The sequence below is a fragment of the Nitratireductor sp. genome, assembly GCF_017794765.1.
In the GTDB taxonomy this organism is placed as follows: Bacteria; Pseudomonadota; Alphaproteobacteria; order Rhizobiales; family Rhizobiaceae; genus Nitratireductor.
Genome location: NZ_CP051236.1, coordinates 454,467 through 476,115 on the forward strand (window position 1 = coordinate 454,467; position 21,649 = coordinate 476,115).

Consider the following 21,649-nt stretch of genomic DNA (forward strand, 5'->3'; position numbering starts at 1 on the left):
CCTCCTCGGAAGCATCTCATGCTGTCACCTCTCGGCTCAATAATCGCTCTTCTACTCGGCACTGCCTTCCTGTTGACGGGGTCGGGTCTTCACGGGCTTCTACTGCCCCTGCGCGGCCAGATGGAAGGGTTTCCCACAGCTTCTCTGGGCGCTCTGGGCGCTGCCTGGGCGGTGGGTTTCGTGGCCGGCTGTTTCATTGCGCCCCGTATCGTCCGCCGAGCCGGCCATGTACGCGCTTTTGGCGCTTTTGCTGCTTCGGGCGCGATCATTGCATTGCTCACCGGCATGTGGGTGGACCCGGCCGGCTGGGTGGTCCTGCGTATATTCACCGGCTTCACCATGGCGGGCGCTTTCATGGTGATCGAGAGCTGGTTGAACGAAAAGTCGACGAATGAGAATCGCGGCACCGTTTTCGGCATATACATGATGCTGACCTACGCATCGCTGACCGCGGGACAGATGACAGTAGCCTTCGGCAACGTTTCCAACACGATCCTTTTTATGACAACGGGCATACTGTTCTGCATGGCGCTCATCCCGACAGCGGTCTCCAAGGCTGTGAGCCCCGAGCCTCTGGCGCAGGTATCGCTGGACCTAAAGGGACTGTATCAGAACTCGCCGGTCTCATTTCTCGGCTGTGTGCTCGTCGGCATCGCGAACGGCGCCTGGGGCACGCTTGGAGCTGTCTACGGCGGGCTGATAGGCATTTCGACACTGCAGATCGCCACGATGATGAGCATCGCCGTTCTTGCAGGGGCGGCACTGCAGCTTCCCGCAGGGCGCCTCTCCGACCGGATCGATCGCCGCCTCGTCATTGCGGGCGCCTCCTTCGGCTCGGGTCTGCTGGGACTGCTCATTCTTTTGAGCGCACCGCGCGACGGAACCTCTGTGATCGTGATGACCGCGATCTACGGCGCTTTCGCCTACACGCTCTATTCGATCATCGTGGCGCATGCCAACGATCACGCCACCCCGGAAGATTTTGTCAAAGTCGCAAGCGGACTGCTCTTCCTTTACGGCTTCGGCACCATGCTTGGGCCGTTGATCGGAGGCTTGCTCATGGAAATCATGCGGCCGGAGAGCCTGTTCCTCATTACCGCGCTCGCGCATTTCGGCCTGGGCGCCTACGCCCTGCTTCGCATCTCGCAGCGCGCTCCGGTTCCGGTGGACGAGCGCGAGGCCTTCAAGACGCTGCCGTCCGAACGCGCCGTCACACCGCAGGCAGCCGTTTTGGATCCGCGCAGCGACACCGAGGAGAATTTGGCTGAGACTGTCGAATAAGATTCACGAAACCAGTCTATGAGTCTCGTGGCAGCGCTGAATCCAGATTGCGCCAACGACAAGGCCCCCGCACCCGGAAACATTCGAGGCGGAGGCCGAAGGCCCTGTGCGGACCGCATGTCAAAAAGCAATCCGCCAGCCACGGGAACATCTGTGATGTCCGGCTGACAGTCCTGCCACAAGACGAAATCTCTTCAATCGATTTCGCTTCGCAAAGTGCCCCTGAAACATCGGCCGGAATGGGGCTCCGGCTTTCAGTTGATCGGACGTTCCGTCTATGCGTCAGGTTGTTTCACGCGCATCCGAATGGATGTGCAATGACCTAGTGACGGGTAACCGCCGACTTGAGCTTTTCCATCTCGTCCTTGATGGCCAGCTTGCGTCGCTTGAGTTGAACCACATCGAGTTCGTCTACAGATGGATGGAGCTTCGCATTGTCGATTTCACGCTCCAGTTCGCCGTGTTTACGCTTCAACTCTGCAAGATGGGATTCAAGAGACATGATTGGGATCTCCTTTGCTTCCTCGAGAACTCACCGGCCCCGATGCCCGCCCGCAGGAACCGGCGATCAGAATAGTGTGCCATCACAAATGTGGCTTGTCGAACACCGTCTGGTAGCATTTCCTGAAACACTGAAATGTGGTATAAGCGCCGCCGCTGCCGGGATGATCTCGACGGCGTCGCTGGGTTGCGGACTGAGATGCGGACTCAACAGCGGACCCCGCATTTGTGTTTGCAGCCAAAGTTTCGCGCATGTAGGTCAACTGACTGTGGTGACATCTGAACAGGAACAGGCGGAGATACGTCTGGAATTCGCCCGCCTCAAACAGGATCACGCGGATTTCGATGCCGCAATCAACGCGATGATCGCCACCGGTTGCGATCCACTTCGCATCCAGCGCATGAAGAAAAAGAAACTGGCTCTGAAAGACAGGCTCCAGGAACTGGAAGACAATATTATCCCGGACATCATCGCCTGAGTTCTCTTGAATGGGGGACTTGCCGCCAGGCAAGCTTGCGATGGCGTCCGGTTTTGACTACAGCCTCATTTTTGAATGCGAGGGGATTTGATGGCTGAGCGGTCCGCCCGAGTGGCGATTATCATGGGGAGCCAATCCGACTGGGCAACAATGCGGCATGCCGCAGACACGCTCGACCAGCTCGGTGTAGAATATGAGGCGAGAATTGTCTCTGCGCACCGTACGCCGGAGCGTCTCTACGACTTCGCCAGGAACGCCCGCGACGAGGGTTTTCAGACGATTATCGCAGGCGCTGGTGGCGCTGCTCACCTTCCAGGCATGACCGCCGCATTGACCCCGCTTCCCGTCTTTGGCGTACCGGTAGAATCGAAAGCGCTTGCCGGGCAGGATTCACTTCTTTCCATCGTGCAGATGCCGGCTGGTATCCCGGTGGGAACACTTGCCATCGGCCGCGCCGGCGCGATCAACGCAGCGCTGCTGTCCGCGGCCGTGTTGGCGCTCCACGACGAGAACCTGGCAGACCGGCTTGATGCCTGGCGCACAGAACAGACGGCGAGCGTCGCCGACTATCCGGTCGATTGAACATGAATGCTCCGCTCCCTCAAGGCGCCACGATTGGAATCCTCGGCGGAGGCCAGCTTGGACGCATGCTGGCGATGGCCGCAGCGAAACTGGGCTACCGCACCGTGGTGCTGGACCCCGCCGGTGACAGTCCCGCAGCTCAGGTTGCCAACACTTTCGTTCACGCCGCCTATGATGACACGCCCGCTCTCAAGGCACTCCTCCGGCAGAGCGATGTCATAACCTACGAGTTTGAGAATGTGCCTGTAGCAACGGCCTTGTCTCTATCCGAGGAAGTTTCCGTCTTCCCCCCTCCGGAAGCTCTTGAGGCAGCACAGGACAGGCTGGCGGAAAAAATTTTCCTGAACGCCGCAGGGATATCCACAGCCCCCTTCATGTCTGTGGACAATGATGACGACCTTGCGCGCGGGCTCGAGCGTTTTTCAGGTGGTGTGCTCAAGACGCGCCGAATGGGCTATGACGGCAAGGGCCAGCGTGTCTTTCGCAACGTCGATCCCGGCACACACCAAGGTGTTTTCTCCGAAATGGGAGGCGTTCCCCTCATTCTGGAAGCCCTGGTTCCGTTCCGACGGGAAATTTCCGTAATCGCTGCGCGATCAATAGACGGAAGCATCGCCATCTACGACCCTGCTGAGAACGAGCACAGGGACGGCATCCTGCATCGCTCAACCGTGCCCGCCCGTGTCGACCCCGGAACTCTCGGCGCGGCAAAACAGGCGGCGACTGAAATTCTGGGTTCGCTGCACTATGTGGGCGTGCTTGGCGTGGAGTTTTTTGTGCTCGATAGTGGCAAGGTCCTCGTCAACGAGATTGCACCACGAGTCCACAATTCCGGACACTGGACCGAAGCGGCCTGCACCGTCTCCCAGTTCGAACAGCACATTCGCGCCGTGGCCGGCCTGCCGCTCGGCGACACACGCCGCCATTCAAACTGCGTGATGGAAAACCTGATCGGCGATGAAGTGCTAAGCGCGCCAGAACTGCTCAGAGAACCTGATCTGATGCTCCATCTCTACGGCAAGACCGAAAGCAGGCCTGGCCGCAAGATGGGTCACTTCACGCGCCTCACACGCAGCTGAGATCGCCTTCCTCGCATTCGGCAAGGGCCGCCAGCTGCTCTGTACGCTCCTCGGTGAGCTTCTGAAGGCATTGAGCGCGGATCATTGGTTCTATGGAACCGCCGCGCACGGCCAGTGTCTCAAGATCGCAGTGAGCGTCACGAAAGCCGATCCACGCCCGCTGCGCGTCGCGCAACAGGGTGCGTGCATCCTCATTCCCTGAATACCGCTGTCTCACAGAGGCATACTGAGCGTTCAGCGCCTTGTCGGCAGCTTCATACTCCCTGGCTGCACACTGCGTCATGTCGAGTTGCGTCTGCGCATTGTCGCAGTCCAGATCCTCAGCCTGAGCTACGAAACCGAAGGGGGCAAGTACCAGTGCCAGGATGGCGACCGAACAAAGATAATGGCGAAAAGACATATCAAACTCCTCTGAGCTGCATCATCGATGCAGGACCGACATTTTCAGCCGCCAGAATCACGCGATTCATCCACCGCGACCCGCCGAAAGGTTGACACGGACAAGCATCCTCGTCTATGAGCCCATCGACTTGTGGCGCGCCATGGATGCGCGCCTTCTCATTTCGGGCCGCAAGGCCAACCACGGACAAGAACGATGAAGATCAAAAACTCGCTCAAGGCGCTGAAGACCCGTCACCGGGAAAACCGCATGGTCCGTCGCAAGGGCCGCATCTACATCATCAACAAGTCCAACCCGCGCTTCAAGGCACGGCAGGGCTGATCCGCCGATTCTGGCGGTCCTCACGCGAAATTCAGTTTCTCTTTAACCATGCCGCGCCTATGATTGCGGCATGGTACGATTCATGATCGCTATTTTTGTTGCTGCTCTCATGGGCCTGCCAATGGCGCAGGCGGCGGAAGGCAGTAGGCCGGCGCCAGGCTTCGAAACCCAGGCGCCCGACAGGCAGGCGCGCCTCAATGCGCTATTCCTTGATCTCAAGAAAGAAACCAACGAACGCGCCGCGCGTCGCATTGCGCTGCGAATTGGCGAAACGTGGGCCAATTCAGGCAGTGATACCGCGAATCTGCTCATTGGCTGGGCGAACGATGCCATCAAGGCGGAGAAGTTTTCCGTCGCGCTCGATTTTCTCGATCAGGTGGTCATGCTGTACCCCGACTATGCCGAGGGATGGAATCGTCGGGCCACGGTTCATTTCATGATGAACGACTATGCCCGCTCGATGGCGGACATATCGCGCACGCTGGAGCTTGAGCCGCGCCATTTCGGCGCCCTGGCAGGAATGGCGCGCATCCTGCAGGCCACAGGCCGGCAGGAACAGGCGCTCACCGCCTATGAGCAGGTTCTGAACATCTACCCGATGCTTCGCAGTGCGCAGAACGCCGTCGCCGAAATATCTGACAAACTGGCCGGTCAGGGCATCTGAGAAAACTTCAGGCGTAAAAATATCCCGTGACCTTAAACGACCGGCGGACGCGCCGGCCGGTCGTCAACACATTCAACACCGGGTCAGATACCGCCCAGACCGTCCGAACCGATATAGGCGATGCGCAGCATATTGGTCGCACCGGGCGTACCGAGCGGCACACCGGCCGTGACGATCACGCGATTGCCGGGCTTCGCAAACCCTTCTTGATAGGCAATGCGGCAGGCACGGTTGACCATGTCGTCCAGATCTGCCGCATCCTCTGTAACAACGCAATGCGTGCCCCAGACGAGCGACAGGCGTCGTGCGGTCTCCACCACCGGCGACAGAGCAATGATCGGCACCTGCGGCCTCTCACGAGCCGCGCGCAGGCCCGTAGTGCCCGAGGAAGTGTAGGAAATGATCGCCGAAAGGTTGAGCGTTTCCGCAATCTGACGCGCGGCCATGGAGATCGCATCGGCGCCGGTTGGCTCAGGCTCGGTCCGCTGGCCATAAATGATGGTCGGATAGGTGGGATCCTGTTCCACCTTGGTAGCGATCGAGTTCATTGTCGCAACCGCCTCGACCGGATAGTCCCCCGCCGCAGACTCCGCCGACAGCATCACCGCATCAGCTCCCTCGAAGACGGCGGTCGCAACATCGGAAACCTCCGCGCGGGTCGGCACAGGGGCAGAAATCATCGATTCCAGCATTTGCGTGGCCACGACAACCGGCTTGCCTGCTCGCCGGCAGGCACGGGTGATCTGCTTCTGGATGCCCGGAACGGCCTCGAGCGGCATTTCCACGCCAAGATCGCCGCGCGCCACCATCAGCGCATCGGAAAGCTCGATGATCTCGGCCAGGCGCTTCACCGCCTGCGGCTTCTCGATCTTGGCAAGAAGCGCAGCCCGACCGCGCGCCACCTTGCGCACCTCGGCCAGATCTTCGGGTCGCTGAATGAAGGAGAGCGCGATCCAGTCAACGTCGGAAGAAAGCACCGCATCGAGATCCTTGCGATCCTTATCCGTGAGCGCCCCCATGGGGAGGTCCGTGTCCGGCAGGCTGACGCCCTTGCGGTCGGAGATTTTGTTGCCGGCCACCACCTCACAGGTGATCGCCTTGCCGTCATTCTTGACCGCCTTGAGTTGCAACCGCCCGTCATCGATAAGCAGGCGGTGTCCCGGCTCCACCGATTTCAGGATTTCGGGGTGCGGCAAATGAACCCGCTTGTCATTGCCGGGCTCGGAATTGTCATCGAGAGTGAAGGTCTGACCGATGGAAAGCTCGACACTCTTCTCGGCAAAGGTGCCCACACGGAGCTTGGGCCCCTGCAGATCGGCCAGAATGCCGATGGGATGGCCCACCTTCTTCTCTACTGCACGGATGCGCCCCACCAGCGTGCGCATCAGATCGTGGCTGGCGTGGCTCATATTGATGCGGAACACATCGGCCCCGGCCTCGAAGAGGCGCTGGATGCTCTCTTCTTCTGAAGAAGCGGGCCCGAGTGTGGCGAGAATCTTGACCTTGCGATTGCGCCTCATTGGGAGGCATCCGAATTCGTCAGCGTACTGTTGTCGGCCGGTCCGTCGGTCAAATCCACCATCCAGTTTTCCTGCTCACGCGTGTCATATTCCTGGAAGCCGGCACGCTGGAAGCCCCGCGCAAAACAATCATTGGTACCGGCAATCTTGAACTCGGTCAGTGCAACACACATCTGCACATTACCCTCCCATCGGCCGCCGCTGGCAGCGTCCTCGGCGTAGAGGTAATAATAGCGTGATTCAAGCGGCCCCTCGATCAGGGTCTTGCAACTTGATTTCTCGATCCGCCACCATCCCTCGCTCACCCAGCCCGAAGCTGTGCGATAGCCTATGGCGACACCAACAAGATTCTGTGTGGAGTTACAGACGCGGAAATCTGCAAACGCCGGCGTGGGCGCGAAAACAACGCCCCCCAATCCGGCCGCTGCAGCAAGCAGAAGAGCCCACCGGCGTTTCGCGTGCGACGCCCGTCGAAGCATTTTTGAGAACCTTGAATTCGACCTGAGCATATTTTCCTTTTCGGCAATGTCCGGCCCCCTGTCAACGCGCCATTGCCTGCGAGCGCGTGTTTTCCATCACTGCCTTGCAGAACAGCGCGCATCATGAAAGGACGAGATTACGCCGTGATAGGCGCACATTTATGACCGCACCAGTTTTCCCGGGACCTGCCTGATGAACGCCCTCACCTTCACATCACCGTTTGAATTGATTCCCGGTGATCCCGCCAGGGGGCTGGTCCTGGTTGCCGACCACGCAAAGCGGGCGCTGCCTGAAACATACGGCGCGCTAGGTCTGCCGGCATCAGAGTTTGAACGTCATATTGCCTACGACATCGGCGTGGAGGCGGTGACCCGCGCCCTCTCCGCAAGGCTTGGCGTACCTGCGGTTCTGGGCGGCTTCTCAAGACTGCTCATCGATCCCAACCGCGGCATCGACGACCCGACCCTGATCAGACAGCTCTACGACGGAACGATCATTCCCGGAAACTACCCTCTGCCCCCGGAGGAGCGGCAAAACCGGATTGAACGCTTTTATCAACCCTTCCACCACGCCGTGGCCGAGGCGGTGGATGGAGTGCGGCAAACAACCGGTGGCGCACCATTGATCATCGCCATCCACTCCTTCACGCCGTCGCTGCTCGGCCGCAAACGGCCCTGGGAGGTGGGCGTGCTTTGGGACATCGACAACCGGGCGGCAGGCCCGCTGATTGCAGCGCTGAGAGCCGATGGCGATCTCACGGTGGGCGACAACGAACCCTATGACGGCGCCTATCCTGGCGATACCATGCATCAGCACGCCACGACGCGAGGCTTTCCCTATGCGCTCATCGAAATTCGCCAGGATTTGATTGCCGGCCAAGACGGTGCAATCGCCTGGGCAGAAAGGCTGGCCCCGATGCTTGAAGCCATCAATACGCGGCCCGATATCCATCAGGTGAAGCACTTTGGGTCTCGAACGGATCATATGTGAGGGAGAAGGCATGACAACGCTGAGTGAGGAAAAAAAGCGCGACCTGGAAGCCGCCGCGTTTCGCCGTTTGATCGATCACCTGCGCGCCCGGACAGATGTCCAGAACATCGACATGATGAACCTGGCCGGCTTTTGCCGCAATTGCTTGTCCAACTGGTACAGGGACGCCGCCGAAGCTGAAGGGATTGCGCTTTCCAAGGAGGAGTCGCGTGAGATCGTCTACGGTATACCCTATGCGGAATGGCGCGAGAAATATCAGACCGAGGCAAGTGCGGAACAGAAAGCGGCTTTCGAGGCCAATCGTCCGGAAGAAAGCTGACCAACCGTCAACCTGGCAAGCAAGAGCTTCGCCCAGATCAGCAAATCCCTTGACCGATGGGGCTCTCTGGGGCATCGAACCTGCCACGCCTCAACGCCCGACTCGCGGGCTTTCAGAACAATCGACCGGAGTTTCGCATGGCCGACGACATCACGACCGAGACCGCCGACACAGTGGCCGCTGGCCAGCTTCGCGCCTTCATTGAGCGTGTAGAGCGACTTGAGGAAGACAAGAAGACCATTTCGGAGGACATCAAGGAAGTCTACGCCGAAATGAAAGCCAACGGCTTCGATACCAAGGCCGTGCGCACAATCGTGCGCCTGCGCAAGAAGGACCAGGCCGAACGCCAGGAAGAAGAAGCCATGATCGACCTCTACAAAGCCGCACTCGGAATGGAGTGAACCCGGCGGAAAACCGGATAAAGAAAAGGGCGGCCCGAAGCCGCCCTTTGCAATTAATGGCCTGTGTTCCTATTCGATGTCGAAGGAGACGCCCTGTGCGAGCGGCAGCTCCTTTGAGTAGTTCACCGTATTTGTCGCACGGCGCATGTAAGCCTTCCAGGCGTCGGAGCCCGATTCGCGGCCACCGCCGGTTTCCTTTTCGCCACCGAACGCACCGCCGATCTCAGCGCCGGATGTGCCAATGTTGACATTGGCGATGCCACAGTCTGAACCACGTGCGCTGAGAAATTCCTCGGCCTCACGCATATCGGTGGTGAACACGCAGGATGAAAGCCCTGCCCCCACGGCGTTGTGAAGTTCAAGCGCCTCGTCGAAATCGCTGTACTTCATCACGTAGAGGATCGGAGCAAAAGTCTCTTCAAGAACGACACCCGCCTGTTCCGGCATTTCGACCAGAGCCGGATGGGCGTAGTAGGCATCGGCATCACCGCTGTCGAAACGCCCGCCGCCAACGACCTTGCCGCCGAGCTTCTTCGCCTCTTCAAGCGCTTTCTGCATATTGTCGAATGCACCCTTGTCGATCAGGGGGCCAACCAGCGCATCGGTCGTGAGCGGGCTGCCGACGGACACCGTTTCATAAGCCTTTCGCAGACGCGGCAGGAGCGCGTCGTAGACGGATTCGTGCACGAAGAGGCGGCGCAGTGTGGTGCAGCGCTGCCCGGCGGTGCCCATGGCACCAAAGGCAATGGCACGCAGCGCCATGTCGAGATCTGCCGAAGGGCAGACAATGCCGGCATTGTTGCCACCAAGCTCCAGCAGCGCGCGGGCAAAGCGCTTTGCCAGGCGCGGACCGACTTCGCGGCCCATCCGCGTGGAACCGGTGGCCGAAACCAGCGGCACCTTCGGATGATCGACCATCACTTCCCCCACGGCGCGATCGCCAATGAGGACGGTGAGAAGATCTGCCGGCGCGTCATCTCCAAAGCGCTTGACTGCCCGTTTGAAGATGGCCTCGCAGGCAAGCGCTGTCAGGGGCGTCTTTTCGGACGGTTTCCAGACGACGCTGTCGCCGCAAACGAAAGCAAGAGCGGCATTCCACGACCACACCGCCACCGGGAAGTTAAAGGCGGAGATGACGCCGACGACGCCGAGCGGATGCCAGGTCTCCATCATGCGATGTCCGGGGCGCTCGGTGGCAATGGTCAGGCCATAAAGCTGCCGTGAGAGGCCGACCGCGAAATCGCAAATGTCGATCATCTCCTGGACCTCGCCGAGGCCCTCCGAGCGAATCTTGCCGACCTCGATCGACACCAGACGCCCCAGGTCGTCCTTTGACGCACGCAGTTCCTCACCAAGAAGCCGCACCAACTCGCCGCGCCGCGGCGCGGGCACATTGCGCCATGTCTTGAAAGCCTCTTGGGCGCGCTCGATGGCAGCACCGGTCTCGTTTGCCGAGATGGAGGAGACTGCGGCGATTTCCTCGCCGGTGACCGGCGTGCGCACCGAGAGGTCGCCACCGGTAAAAGCCTTCTCGTCAACGCCGAGGCGCTTCAAAAGCTCGCGTGTTTCATTCTTGACGTTCATGGGTGCTTCGCTCCCTGGATAATCTTTTTGCGAAACGCGGACAAATGCCGCGCGGCCAGACCGGCCCCTGCCCGGAATGTAGGGAGGGCCGCTAAGGATGGGAAATGGAAAATCGGACTGTATTCATGATGTAGGGTCATGCAAACCAGCCTGACCGGTGGCAAGGCAACACAAGGACCACCACGCTAGACCTGCGCGAGAATCCATGAAACGAAGGCGTCCGCCAGTGGGTTTTCGACACCCAGCGGCCGAACGATGAAATAGCTGTTCTGCGTCTTGAGGGCTGTGTCCCCCACCTGAACCAGAAGGCCGGAGCGCAACTCTTCTTCAATGAGGTAGGCAGGCACAAGCCCGGCCCCAAGCCCCGCAGCCGCACCGGCGATGACCATGGTGAACTGATCAAACTGCTTGCCAGGGAGCGCTGGAACTTCCTGCAGCCCGGCCTCATGCATCCAGTCACCCCAGGCTCCCGGTCTGCTCTGGAGATGAAGAAGCGGTGCGTCGAGAAGGCCTTCCGGGCCACGAACTCCGTTCATCTCCATGAATTGCGGCGAGGCAACCGCGATCATCTCCTCATCGCAGAACTTGGTTAGCTGCGCATCTGGCCAGTTGTCACGCCCGAAATGAATGGCCACGTCAAAGCGCTCGTGAGCCAGATCGAAGGGATTGATGCGTGCAGTCAGATTGATCCCGATGCCCGGATGCGCCTTCTCGAATCCCGGCAGTCGCGGGATAAGCCATCGACTGGCAAAGGTAGGCAGGCTCGCCACATTGAGCGTTGCCCCCGACATCCCGGCGGCGATGGCCCGATGCAGGGTCTGGGTGATGCGACTGAGATCGTCCTCAAGGGCATCGGCGAGATTTTTGCCAGCCGGTGTCAGGACCACGCGCCGCCCCACACGCCGGAACAGGCTGAAGCCGAGCGCAGTTTCCATGTCGCGAATGTGGCGGCTGACAGCGCTCTGTGTCAGATTGAGCTCCTCCGCAGCCAGGGTGAAGCTCTGATGCCGCGCGGCGGATGCGAAGCTGCGCAGAACGGAGAAGGAAGGCAGAAAGCGCCGCGCAAACCTGTCCACCATCGTAGAATAAAGCTCCCCTATGCGATCTGCCGCCGACTTGAATGCTTTTGACACTTATAGCCGCGAAGAGACCGAATTCACACATCCGGCCTGAAATTGATGGATTTGCGACGATCAGGCTTGAGCAAGGATGCTGCGGGCGCTCTCCTCGTCCGTGATGAAGACTGTCGGCTCAACGAGTTTCATGGCGCCGATAAGCGCTTCGATCTTGTCATCACCACCGGAAGTCAGGATGCGCATCGGCGCCCGGCGCAGACGATCGACATCAACGGACATCACACGATCGTTGATCGGATGGTCCACGAGTTGCCCATCAATATCGTAGAAGTGATAGAGAATGTCACCGACCGCGCCCTTTTCCTCGAGAGCAGCGCGCACTGCCTCGGTCAGATAGCCTCCGCGATAAAAAGTGGTGGCGGACGCTAAGCCACCCACCGAGACAATAACGGCGTCCAGCGTATCGGCAAGAGCGAGGATTTCATGCAGACCGCAACGCTCGACCAGAGCCGTTTTCGTTTCGACGCTGTCGACCACGGCAGGTGCGGGAATGAGATAGCCATCGCCCTGGAAGGCGCGCGCAAACCGCCATGCGAACTCGGCGGGATTAAAACGCCGGGCAACGCCCACGCCACCGAGAAGCGAGATCACCTTGAAATCTGCCAGCGGTCGCGCTCGAATGAAGGGCAGAGAACCGAAAAGCGTGCGCCCCCAGCCGACACCTACCGACATGCCGGCCGCCATCACATCTGATACGAAACTGCCGGTGGCCGCGCTGATTGCGGGAATGGGGTCTGCGTTGGGGTCAGAAAGCGGCGCGACAACTGCACGCTCCAGCCCGAAGCGATCCTCCAGCGCGCGCTCGATGCGGGTTATCTCCGCAAGGTCGCCTTCGATGGTGATCTTCACTTCGTTGCGGGCGCGCGCATCGGCAAGCATCCGCACCACGCTGACCCGGCCTATACCGAGGATCTCTGCGATTTCGTTCTGCGTCTTCTGCTCGACGAAATACATCCATGCGGCACGCACGCGCAGTCGATCCGTCTTGCTGGTCACGCCTCCCCTGCCTGGCACAATCGCGATCTCCCCGGAACTGGTCGTACCGGCGGGCTGCCCAGCGGACTGTTTGCGCGCCTTCGCCTTGCTCATATGGTCTTCCTGCATTTTTCCCCCGGGGCGGATACAAGCATCTGGCTTGATTTCCGGAAAGACCAAAACAATGATGTCGCCATCGGGTCAATGCCCGGTAGCAGAAAACTGATTACCCAGGGATACTACTTTATGCTCCGTGACGCCTCGCAAGACATGGCGATTCATCTCAAGGACCGCTTGCGGGACATACGAGACTTCCTGCGTTCTCACAGGCATGAGCGGCAGGCGACAACCGCCGCAGGCAAGCACTTCAGCGACATGGAGAAACTCCTGGGGCGTGCCGCGAGCATGGTAGACGACACACTGACGCTGGCCGAAACCGCATCCCGGACCGTACTTCCAGGTGCGCAGAAACACGAACTGGTCCTATGGCCGCTCGGCGATTATTTCAGTGATCCAAACGCTGGTGAACACGCTTTCAGGCGCCACATGTATCGTGCAGCAAAAATCCTGGCGGCCACCCTCGAGTCTGCCGGGCCCCCAGTGATTCGCGAAACCGGGTTCACCGCGGCCCATGAGGCGCTACGTCAACGGCAGGGCCACATGGTTCTGGCTCTGAAGAATGCCACCGAACACGAAGCGAAGCGTGCACTGATCGCTGGCATGCTTGCACATCTCGTTCAGGACATTTGCCGCAGCGCTTTGAGCGATCCGGCAGCGTCGCCTTCCACACAGGATGCGAAAGCAGGCATACTTGTCTTTGCACCGGGGCTCCTCGCCTCGGCGCTGATCGGGTTCGACGAAAGTCTGCCCGCTTCGGATCTGCTTGACATCGCCACGATGGCCATTTCAGCGCGCCGGGATCGGATGGCCCGCAGCCTCGCGGCGGACCAACCGATCGCCGACCTGACGGCGGTCTTTGAAAGCCTGCTCACCCATCTTCCATAGACGGTGTGATCAGGCCGTTGTCTCAAGAAGCTCCGAGAGCTGTTTCTTGGTTGCCTGGATGGACGCGGGGCTCATGCTGAGCTCCGTCAGCCCCATGCGGATGAATTCCGGTATGAGATCGGGGCGCGCGGCGGCCTCGCCACACATGCCGATTTCGATACCCGCTTCCACCGCAGCCTTTGCCGCCTGCTCCACCGCCGCCATCACGGCCGGATGAGCGGCGTCGTTAAGATTGGCGACCGAGGGATTGAGGCGATCCGCAGCCATCACATACTGGGTCAGGTCGTTGGTGCCGATCGAAAAGAACGAAACCTCCTTTGCCAGTGCTGCTGCACCGAAAACGGCAGCGGGCGTCTCGATCATGACCCCCAGCGGGAATTCGCCGCAGGCGACCCCCTCGGCTTTCAGCTCGGCTGCACATTCATCGATGAGGGCGCGCGTGCGGCGCACTTCCTCAACATCCGAGACCATCGGCAGCATCACTCGCAGATTGCCATGAACGGCAGCACGCAGAAGCGCCCGCAGCTGCACCTTGAAGATATCCGGCCGATCAAGGCACATGCGAATGCCGCGCCAGCCGAGGAAGGGGTTCTCTTCTTCCGGAAACTCCACGCCGGAGATCGGCTTGTCACCGCCAATATCGAGCGTGCGCACGATAACCGGATGGTCCGGAAAGGCACGGGCGAGTTCCGCATAGGTTTCCGCCTGCATGTCCTCAGAAGGAAGGTGCATATGGCGCATGAAAAGAAGCTCGGTGCGGAACAGGCCAACGCCCATCGCGCCGGCCTCCTGGGCGGCTTCGACCTCTTCCAGCGAACCGAGATTGGCGGCAACCTGGATGACCGTTCCATCCGCCCGACGCGGCACCACGTCCTTGTAAGCTTTGAGAGCTTCCTTTTCACGCGCGGCAGCCCCGATCATCTCGGCAAAACGGGCACGGGTCTCCGCATCCGGCTCGACAACAACCTGCCCTGTATGACCGTCGATGGCTGCTTCCTTGGCTTCACGCAACTGGTTGACGGCCTCACCAAGGCCAAGCACCGCCGGAATGCCGTGGGTGCGGGCGATGATCGCCACATGCGAGGTAGCGCCGCCATGTCCACACACCACACCGCCAAGACGCTTGAGTGGCGCGCGCGCCAGATCCCAGGCACCGATGTCCTCGGCAACCAGAATTGCACCGTCTGGGATGTCATCAAGGCGGGCATCTTCCTGCCCGAGAAGCGTCAGACATATCTGCCGCGCAATGGACTCCATGTCCTCGGCACGAGCCGCCATATAGGCATCGTCCAGCTTGCGAAACTCATCTGCCAGGTTTGAGGAGGCGGCGATAACGGCGGACACGGCATCGAGTCCACCGTCTATGGCAGCGAGGGTCTCATCGCGCAGCGCATCGTCGGAGGCAATGTCACGCAGGGCCGCGACAATTCCGCGGTCGCTTTCCTGCATGCCATCGGATGCAAGCGAGCGGTCGAGCTTCTCCTGAAGCCGCAACACCGCATCTTCAAAGCGCTTCTTCTCCGGGCCGATTTCCTCGGCTGAAAGCGTCTTGTTGGCAGGCACGATCTGTTGCGGGAAATGCGCAAAGACGGGGCCAAACCCGAGGCCGGCGCTGGCAGCGACACCATGCAGCCCTGCCTCATCGGTCAGATTTTCTGCATCAGCCGCCTTTTTTTGAGGAGTAGCGTCTTTCTGAGGCTCAGACGGCTGCGCCGTACTCTCGCCGGCACCCTCTTCGATCCCCGAAAGCGGGTTTTCCAGATAGGCAATGAGCGCATCGACGGCCTCTATGGCATCGGCACCCTCGGCGCGAATGGAGACTTCGTCATTCTCCTTCACGCCAAGCAGCATCAGCTTAACCGAACTCTTGGCACTGACTGCCTTCTCTCCCTTTACGATCTCCACCTCACTCTCGAACCCCTTGGCGAGGCGCACAAAGCGTGTGGCAGGTCGGGCGTGCAGGCCATCCTGCACTCGGACGATAGTCGAGCGTTCCATACCGGTCTCGTGTCTTTTTCTTCGATTTCGTAACGGCGTCAGGCGCCGATGGTGATCACGGCATCCGCCTTCAGCGCCGCGACAAGCCTGTCCGGCTCTACAACAGATGCGCAAATCTCACCAGGGCGCTCCACGGCAGTCGCACCATTAAAATTCACCACGACGTGTCCGATCTCGCGCACCTTGTTCCAGGCTGCGTCGCCCATGGCGGTAATCTCTGCAGATACACTGTCGCCGACGCTGACACGCGTGCCGGGCACCGGTGCTTCGGTAGACGGCCCATCCTGAACCGCATGAAGAACGGAAACCTCGGCAAGTTCCTCCGGCGCACCATCAGCGAACAGAATCAGGACACCACCTTCCGCCAGATCCGCCACTTCCGGACCGACTGCGGTTATGCGCGTTTTGAGAAACACCGACATTCAAGAAAACTCCATGCAAACTAGAGCATCGGACCGAAAAGTGGAATCCGGTTTTCGGGCTACTCCGATGCTCCATCAATAGTTTAGATCGTCCATTGTGCGTCCGGATGGACGCACGGTGATCTGGTAATCCGGAGGCGGCGGCCACCCCAAGGCAGCCGCCAGCTCCGATGGTTAGAGCACCACGAGGCTCACAGCCCAGGCGAGTGCCACGGAAACGGGACCCATGATCTGACGGCTGATCAACACCGCCGGGACGCCGATTTCGATTGTCTTCGGCTTCGCTTCGCCGAGAGCCAGGCCCACGGGCACGAAGTCACAGCCCACCTGCGTGTTGTAGGCAAACAGGGCCGGCAGCGCCATGGCGGGCGAAATCGTGCCATTGGCAATCTGCGGACCGATGATCGCCACGCCAATCACCTGCGCAATAACCGCGCCCGGCCCGAGAATGGGTGACAGGAACGGCAGACCGCAGATGGCCGAGATGATGAGCAGGCCGATAATGTTGTTGGCAAGCGGACCCATGGGCTGAGCGAGCACATCGCCGATGCCCGTATAGAGGATCAGACCGATCAGCATGGTCACGAAGGCCATGAAGGGAAGCACGTTGCGGACCACCTGGTCGATGGTGCGACGGCCAGCGTTGAAGAAGATGCCAACAACGCGCCCCATGACGCGACCGACGCTGCTGATAAGACCGACAAGGCCACCCTCATTGGACGGCGCAGGTGCCGCCGCGGAGGCAGTGGCCTGTTCGCCGGCTTCCGCCCCGCTGGCAGCGCCGCCAGCAACAGTCGCCGCCTCGCTACCGTCAGCCATCTCAATGTTCTCCGGCTTCACACCGGACACATAGATGTCCTCGGTGATGAACTGGGCGAGCGGACCAGCCTGACCGACCGGTGTGAGATTGACGGTCGGAATCCGCTTGCGCGGATACACACCGCAACGCGCGGTACCGCCGCAATCGACCACGACGACGGCCATCTCGCTCTCGATCGGCGGGCTCTTGAACCCGTCGACCACTTCGGCGCCGGTCATGTCCGCAATGCGCTGTGCAACCGGATGAATGCCGCCACCGGTAACGGACACAACCTTGTTGCGCTGCGCCGTCGGTTCGATAACCAGCGGGCCACCCCAGCCGGAGGAACCCTTCGTGATCTTTACTGCTTTGTATGTTTTCGCCATGTCCTGCCCCTCCCCTAGAGCTCAACGCCCTGGCGGCGTGCCATGATGGCCGTGATCTTTTCGGTCAGAATGCCCTTGAGCAGAATGACCACAAGACCGACCAGCGCATACCAGATGGCCACGGTGATGTGGTACCCGCCCGGAACAACGCCCTGGCTCTCAAGCTCCAGAAGCGCGACAAGGATGCCACCCCAGACGAAATACTCGCCCGGATTGATATGCGGGAACAGACCAAGCGGTGGATGCACATAGGAGACCGCAGCATCATAGAACGCCGGCTTGTGCTTCTCTTCCAGGAATGAACCGAACGTGTACGCCATCGGGTTGGTGAGGAAGAAAACCGCAAGCACCGGAAGAACCGTGTAACGCGTGAGCGCAATCCGGCCCGCGCTCTGGGCCAGCCCGTGAACGCGCTTCTCGCCCACCAGTTCGGTGATGGCGTAGAATGCGGTCATCAGAACGACCAGCGTCGGAATGATTCCGGTGACGAAGCCGGCGAACACCTCGCCGCCTTTCTGGAAAATGCCGATGAAGTATTTGCCCGCGGCTGTCAGCCAGCCGAGTTGTTCCTCCTGGGCAACCGAATCCAGCTTCTGCCGGAATTCCTCGACAGAGATGTCGCTGCCCGCCTGGGCCAGAACGACGAGATCATTTGCTGCCGCCTTGGCGGCCAGCTTGCCGGTGAGTGCGGCATCACCGGCCACAGCACCAGCCATGTGCAGCCCCTGCATGGCCGTATCGGCATGCTGGGCCATTAGTGAAATGACAGACATAGTCCTCCCTCTCTCTTCTGCTCACCCCGGTGATTGAGCCCCGGTGAGCGTGCAGTCCCGTATGTCATGCGTTTGCTGAGGCCAGGGATTCCCGAAGCGGCGGTTCATCGCCCGCGCGCGTACGGTCTATCTGTGCCACCGCCTGGGTAATCGCCGCAGTGAGCCCCGGCTTGTCTTCGCCGAATAGCGCCGGCTCGGCCCGCAGCTGATCGAGGGACATTCCCTCGAACTCTTGATGTCTTTTAAACTTTGCAAAAACGGAGCGACCGCTCATGGTCAAAATGCGACGAACGGAAAGGTCCGGCGCGATTACGACAATGGCGATCGCTCCGCGCTTCAGAAAGCGCCCGTGAAAGGCACCCGTTCCGACAAATCCGTCAGTGAATTTTTGCGTGATGCCCTTGAAGACATCGGAGTAGTGCCGCATCTGCAGCCACACGCCGTAGGACTGCAATGCCCATACGACCGCGAGGAGCAAAAGCCCCCATTGCCATATTGCCATCAGGCCGCTCCTCCCGAAACGCTCATCCCAAGCGCACGCACTGCAAACACCTTAATCCCGAAACTAAGAACATTTGTTTTTTGAAATGTCAAATTGTATATTCCCCTCAGCCTGAACGCGCAGCAAATTTGATTGGAACCGTTCTGCCGCGTGCTATTGTCCAGGCTAAGGAGTTCATCGTTGGATCTGGATTTCAAGAACGAACTTGCGGTCATGCCCGATCTGCGCCACCGGCTGCGCCAGTTGCGCTGGTTTCGCGCCACGTTTCGCGGCAACGCGAAAGCCGTAACGCAGCATTACGGCGTCGAGTTTGTAGTGAACGAGGAAAAGCTGACGCGAGTCTTTCTCGACTGGGTGGAAATGGTCGATGCTCACAAGGCCTATGCCCAGTTTGATCGGGCCGATTTCATTATTTACTCTGCGGGTCTCGCTCTCAAGGAATTGATCCGCCACGCACCTGTCACCGTCGTCGGCGGGAGCACCGCGTCTCGCGATGCCGACAATGCCGAGATTGTGAAATTCTGGCCGGAGGGTTTTCTCTATACAAACTATTGTGTCTGCGCGATCGCTGCCATCTTCGAGCAGGAATTCGGCCAGGCACCGGGGCTCGACCACTGCGCCGACGATCTGCGTACATGGTGGTCTTATCGCGAAAACACGCGCGAGATGCCCGCCACAGCGGTCGCTTTTCTCGACCGGTTTCTCGGAGCGGAGCCCAACTGGGTTGCCCCCGACCTCGTGGAAGGGAGACTTGCCATGCGCTCAGCCATCGAGGCCGGACGGAAAAGCATCGACGCTCCTTCCATCTTCCCCGATCCGGCCAGCTGAAATTCAGCCCCGGCCATCTCCCTTTCACATCAGCTCTACGTCAATTCCGGAGTTTTCATGAGCAAGCCCCTGATCATATTCGATTGCGACGGCGTCCTCGTCGACAGCGAACCGCTGGCCGCAATCGCCTATGAACGCGTCTACAAAAAGCATGGCCTCGCGCTGACCCGCGACGTCGTTTCCCAATGCATCGGCATGAAGCAGGCCGACATCATCCTTCGCATCAAGGAACTCACCGGACACGCCTTCCCTGCCCATGCCGAGGACGACATCTGGCTGGAGACAAAGGCGCTTCTGGAAGAAGAGCTGAAGCCAACACGCGACATCCTGCCATTTCTCCGTAACCTTGAAGCGGCCCGCTGTGTTGCGTCATCGTCATCCATGGAACGGATCGCGCTCAGCCTTGAAGTGGCCGGAATAGCAGAATTCTTTGCGGACAATGTCTTCAGCACATCAATGGTAGAGAACGGCAAGCCGGCTCCCGACATCTTTCTATTCGCAGCGAAAAAGCTGGGCGGCGAGCCGGTCTCCTCGGTAGTGATCGAGGATTCTCCCTTCGGTGTGCAGGGCGCTGTTGCCGCCGGCATGACTGCCATCGGTTTCACAGGGGGAAGCCATACCTTCGAGGGCCACGCCGAAAAGCTGCGGGCTGCCGGTGCTCATGCGATATGCGGAAGCTGGAACGCGGTGGAGGCCGAGCTGACCCGGCGCGGTTTCATCCGCGAGACCGTGGCGGATATGTAAAGAAAAAGGCGCTGCCCGTGATGATCCAGGCAGCGCCAGCTGACGCGGTCAAAGTTCCAGGGTTGTCCCCCGGTTACCCACCCCAATAGCGGCCCTCATCCAAAAATGAATGCAGACCGCTCCCCCTCCGCTGCCCCGGCCACGAGCCCCTCTGCCAGCCGGGGCCGCGTATTACACCAGCATCGCCATCGGATTCTCGATGACCTTCTTGAAGGCGGCGAGGAGTTCAGCGCCAAGCGCACCGTCCACCGCCCGGTGATCGGTCGAAAGCGTCACCGACATCACCGTTGCAACCTTCACCTCGCCATCCTTCACCACGGGCCGCTGCTCGCCAGCACCCACCGCAAGGATCGTCGCATGCGGCGGGTTGATGACGGCGGCGAAGTCCTTGATGCCGAACATGCCGAGATTGGAAACGGCCGTGTTGCCGCCCTGATACTCTTCCGCCTTCAGCTTGCGCGAGCGCGCCCGCGCGGCCAGATCCTTCATCTCGTTGGAAATCGCCGACAGCGTCTTTTCGTCGGCGCGGCGGATGATCGGCGTGATCAGGCCACCGGGGATCGACACGGCCACGCCCACATCGGCATGTTTGTGCTTCACCATGGCGCTCTCGGTCCAGGAGACATTGGCCTCCGGCACCATGGCAAGCGCTTTTGCGTGCGCCTTGATGACCATGTCGTTGACCGACAGCTTGTAGGCCGGCTTCTCGCCATCCTCGGTTTTCACCTTCGGCGCGGCCTCGTTCAGCTGCTTGCGCAGCGCCAGAAGCGCGTCGATCTCGCAGTCGAGCGTCAGGTAGAAATGTGGGACGGTGGATTTCGCCTCGACCAGACGGCGCGCGATGGTCTTGCGCATGCTGTCATGCGGGATCAGCTCGTAGGAGCCTTCCTCGAACAGTTTCATGACCTGATCGTCGGACATGGCCGGCTGTGCGGCGGGCGCTGCAGAAGGTGCTGCTTCGGCTGATTTCGCGCCACCATCCTTCGCCGCTGCTTCCACATCGGCCTTGACGATCCGCCCCTTCGGACCGGAGCCCGAAATGGCCGCAAGATCGAGCCCGGCTTCCTTCGCCAGACGGCGGGCAAGCGGGGAGGCGCGAACGCCTGCGGAAGAGGCAGTGACTTCGGCTGCGGGCGCAACGGGCGCGGCAGCCTCGACGGGAGCCAGCGCTTCAGCCTTTGCAGGCTCCTCGGCAACCGCTTCTGCCGGTGCGGAAGCCGGTGCATCGGCCACGGCCTCGCCTTCCTCATAGATCCAGGCAACAACCTCCCCGACGGCGATATCGACGCCTTCCTTGCCGGTGATGTTGCGCACGATGCCCGCGGCGGGAGAATCGATCTCCATGGCCGCCTTGTCGGTCTCGATCTCGAACAGGAGATCGCCCTTCTTCACGGTCGCGCCTTCCTCGACATGCCAGGAAGAGATGCGGCCGGTCGCCATGTCCATGTCGACCTTGGGCAGGATGACTTCAACAGCCATG

At 60.3% G+C, this 21,649-nt stretch carries 25 protein-coding genes; 12 read left to right on the forward strand and 13 right to left on the reverse strand.

Features of this window, described 5'->3' with window-relative positions; all coding sequences use genetic code 11:
- Positions 1-18: 18 nt before the first annotated feature.
- Positions 19-1,281, forward strand: coding sequence for an MFS transporter (locus tag HF949_RS02175; RefSeq protein ID WP_292898081.1), 1,263 nt, complete (start codon positions 19-21; stop codon positions 1,279-1,281).
- A 322-nt stretch (positions 1,282-1,603) separates the two neighbouring features.
- On the opposite strand, the gene HF949_RS02180 is transcribed toward HF949_RS02175, so the two are convergent.
- On the reverse strand, positions 1,604-1,783 hold the full coding sequence (locus HF949_RS02180) for a YdcH family protein (RefSeq protein ID WP_292898082.1): 180 nt from the start codon (positions 1,781-1,783) through the stop codon (positions 1,604-1,606).
- 268 nt (positions 1,784-2,051) lie between these two features.
- Here HF949_RS02180 and HF949_RS02185 point away from each other — a divergent pair, with 268 nt between their 5' ends.
- The 3 genes from HF949_RS02185 to HF949_RS02195 all read left to right on the forward strand — a co-directional run bounded on the left by HF949_RS02185 (position 2,052) and on the right by HF949_RS02195 (position 3,922).
- The gene (locus HF949_RS02185) at positions 2,052-2,261 is read left to right on the forward strand and encodes a YdcH family protein (RefSeq protein ID WP_171900098.1); all 210 of its coding nucleotides are present in this window, start codon (positions 2,052-2,054) and stop codon (positions 2,259-2,261) included.
- 90 nt (positions 2,262-2,351) lie between these two features.
- On the forward strand, positions 2,352-2,843 hold the full coding sequence (gene purE, locus HF949_RS02190) for a 5-(carboxyamino)imidazole ribonucleotide mutase (RefSeq protein WP_292898083.1): 492 nt from the start codon (positions 2,352-2,354) through the stop codon (positions 2,841-2,843).
- Positions 2,844-2,845: 2 nt separating this feature from the next.
- Positions 2,846-3,922, forward strand: a complete 1,077-nt coding sequence (locus HF949_RS02195; RefSeq protein WP_292898084.1) for a 5-(carboxyamino)imidazole ribonucleotide synthase — start codon at positions 2,846-2,848, stop codon at positions 3,920-3,922.
- Here the strand turns inward: HF949_RS02195 and HF949_RS02200 are convergent.
- Complete coding sequence (locus HF949_RS02200; protein WP_292898085.1) at positions 3,909-4,322, reverse strand: lysozyme inhibitor LprI family protein; 414 nt, start codon at positions 4,320-4,322, stop codon at positions 3,909-3,911. The two genes, HF949_RS02195 and HF949_RS02200, sit on opposite strands and share 14 nt — an antisense overlap.
- Positions 4,323-4,517: 195 nt before the next feature.
- On the opposite strand from HF949_RS02200, the gene ykgO reads away from it, so the two are divergent.
- On the forward strand, positions 4,518-4,643 hold the full coding sequence (ykgO, locus tag HF949_RS02205; protein WP_007008283.1) for a type B 50S ribosomal protein L36: 126 nt from the start codon (positions 4,518-4,520) through the stop codon (positions 4,641-4,643).
- Positions 4,644-4,713: 70 nt separating this feature from the next.
- Positions 4,714-5,307: a hypothetical protein gene (locus tag HF949_RS02210; protein WP_292898086.1), complete on the forward strand. Its 594-nt coding sequence runs from the start codon at positions 4,714-4,716 to the stop codon at positions 5,305-5,307.
- Positions 5,308-5,390: 83 nt separating this feature from the next.
- On the opposite strand, the gene pyk is transcribed toward HF949_RS02210, so the two are convergent.
- Positions 5,391-6,827 (reverse strand): pyruvate kinase, encoded by a 1,437-nt coding sequence (gene pyk / locus HF949_RS02215; RefSeq protein ID WP_292898087.1) that lies wholly within the window; start codon positions 6,825-6,827, stop codon positions 5,391-5,393.
- Entirely contained in the window at positions 6,824-7,306 is a 483-nt protein-coding gene (locus tag HF949_RS02220) for a DUF1036 domain-containing protein (RefSeq protein WP_292898088.1), read from the reverse strand. Before HF949_RS02220 ends, pyk begins: the two co-directional genes overlap by 4 nt.
- A 193-nt stretch (positions 7,307-7,499) precedes the next feature.
- Here HF949_RS02220 and HF949_RS02225 point away from each other — a divergent pair, with 193 nt between their 5' ends.
- The 3 genes from HF949_RS02225 (at position 7,500) to HF949_RS02235 (ending at position 9,017) form a co-directional block, all read left to right on the forward strand.
- The gene (locus HF949_RS02225) at positions 7,500-8,297 is read left to right on the forward strand and encodes an N-formylglutamate amidohydrolase (RefSeq protein ID WP_292898089.1); all 798 of its coding nucleotides are present in this window, start codon (positions 7,500-7,502) and stop codon (positions 8,295-8,297) included.
- 10 nt (positions 8,298-8,307) lie between these two features.
- Positions 8,308-8,616, forward strand: coding sequence for a DUF1244 domain-containing protein (locus HF949_RS02230; protein WP_292898090.1), 309 nt, complete (start codon positions 8,308-8,310; stop codon positions 8,614-8,616).
- A gap of 137 nt (positions 8,617-8,753) precedes the next feature.
- Positions 8,754-9,017 (forward strand): DUF2312 domain-containing protein, encoded by a 264-nt coding sequence (locus tag HF949_RS02235; RefSeq protein WP_229449591.1) that lies wholly within the window; start codon positions 8,754-8,756, stop codon positions 9,015-9,017.
- Positions 9,018-9,086: 69 nt separating this feature from the next.
- Here the strand turns inward: HF949_RS02235 and amaB are convergent, their stop codons facing one another.
- The 3 genes from amaB to HF949_RS02250 all read right to left on the reverse strand — a co-directional run bounded on the left by amaB (position 9,087) and on the right by HF949_RS02250 (position 12,826).
- Positions 9,087-10,601 (reverse strand): L-piperidine-6-carboxylate dehydrogenase, encoded by a 1,515-nt coding sequence (gene amaB, locus HF949_RS02240; RefSeq protein ID WP_292898091.1) that lies wholly within the window; start codon positions 10,599-10,601, stop codon positions 9,087-9,089.
- A 185-nt stretch (positions 10,602-10,786) separates the two neighbouring features.
- Positions 10,787-11,680, reverse strand: a complete 894-nt coding sequence (locus tag HF949_RS02245; protein WP_292898092.1) for a LysR substrate-binding domain-containing protein — start codon at positions 11,678-11,680, stop codon at positions 10,787-10,789.
- A gap of 114 nt (positions 11,681-11,794) precedes the next feature.
- Positions 11,795-12,826, reverse strand: a complete 1,032-nt coding sequence (locus HF949_RS02250; RefSeq protein ID WP_292898093.1) for a sugar-binding transcriptional regulator — start codon at positions 12,824-12,826, stop codon at positions 11,795-11,797.
- 132 nt (positions 12,827-12,958) lie between these two features.
- On the opposite strand from HF949_RS02250, the gene HF949_RS02255 reads away from it, so the two are divergent.
- On the forward strand, positions 12,959-13,717 hold the full coding sequence (locus tag HF949_RS02255; RefSeq protein ID WP_292898094.1) for a hypothetical protein: 759 nt from the start codon (positions 12,959-12,961) through the stop codon (positions 13,715-13,717).
- Positions 13,718-13,726: 9 nt separating this feature from the next.
- On the opposite strand, the gene ptsP is transcribed toward HF949_RS02255, so the two are convergent.
- From ptsP to HF949_RS02280, 5 genes are all read right to left on the reverse strand, one after another.
- The gene (gene ptsP, locus HF949_RS02260) at positions 13,727-15,715 is read right to left on the reverse strand and encodes a phosphoenolpyruvate--protein phosphotransferase (protein WP_292898095.1); all 1,989 of its coding nucleotides are present in this window, start codon (positions 15,713-15,715) and stop codon (positions 13,727-13,729) included.
- Between the two features lie 38 nt (positions 15,716-15,753).
- Positions 15,754-16,137, reverse strand: a complete 384-nt coding sequence (locus HF949_RS02265) for a PTS glucitol/sorbitol transporter subunit IIA (RefSeq protein WP_292898096.1) — start codon at positions 16,135-16,137, stop codon at positions 15,754-15,756.
- Positions 16,138-16,311: 174 nt separating this feature from the next.
- Positions 16,312-17,322 carry a PTS glucitol/sorbitol transporter subunit IIB gene (gene srlE / locus HF949_RS02270; protein ID WP_229449582.1) on the reverse strand — a complete coding sequence of 337 codons (1,011 nt, stop codon included), beginning with the start codon at positions 17,320-17,322 and terminating at the stop codon, positions 16,312-16,314.
- A 14-nt stretch (positions 17,323-17,336) separates the two neighbouring features.
- The gene (gene srlA / locus HF949_RS02275) at positions 17,337-18,077 is read right to left on the reverse strand and encodes a PTS glucitol/sorbitol transporter subunit IIC (RefSeq protein ID WP_404934905.1); all 741 of its coding nucleotides are present in this window, start codon (positions 18,075-18,077) and stop codon (positions 17,337-17,339) included.
- An 82-nt stretch (positions 18,078-18,159) separates the two neighbouring features.
- On the reverse strand, positions 18,160-18,597 hold the full coding sequence (locus tag HF949_RS02280; protein ID WP_292898098.1) for a transcriptional regulator GutM: 438 nt from the start codon (positions 18,595-18,597) through the stop codon (positions 18,160-18,162).
- Between the two features lie 180 nt (positions 18,598-18,777).
- Between HF949_RS02280 and HF949_RS02285 the strand changes: the two genes are divergently transcribed.
- Both HF949_RS02285 and HF949_RS02290 read left to right on the forward strand, forming a co-directional pair.
- A complete protein-coding gene (locus HF949_RS02285) occupies positions 18,778-19,425 on the forward strand; it encodes a hypothetical protein (protein ID WP_292898099.1) in 648 nt (215 codons plus the stop codon).
- Positions 19,426-19,482: 57 nt separating this feature from the next.
- On the forward strand, positions 19,483-20,169 hold the full coding sequence (locus HF949_RS02290) for an HAD family hydrolase (RefSeq protein WP_292898100.1): 687 nt from the start codon (positions 19,483-19,485) through the stop codon (positions 20,167-20,169).
- A 171-nt stretch (positions 20,170-20,340) separates the two neighbouring features.
- On the opposite strand, the gene HF949_RS02295 is transcribed toward HF949_RS02290, so the two are convergent.
- Positions 20,341-21,648, reverse strand: a complete 1,308-nt coding sequence (locus tag HF949_RS02295; RefSeq protein WP_292898101.1) for a pyruvate dehydrogenase complex dihydrolipoamide acetyltransferase — start codon at positions 21,646-21,648, stop codon at positions 20,341-20,343.
- Position 21,649: the final 1 nt, after the last annotated feature.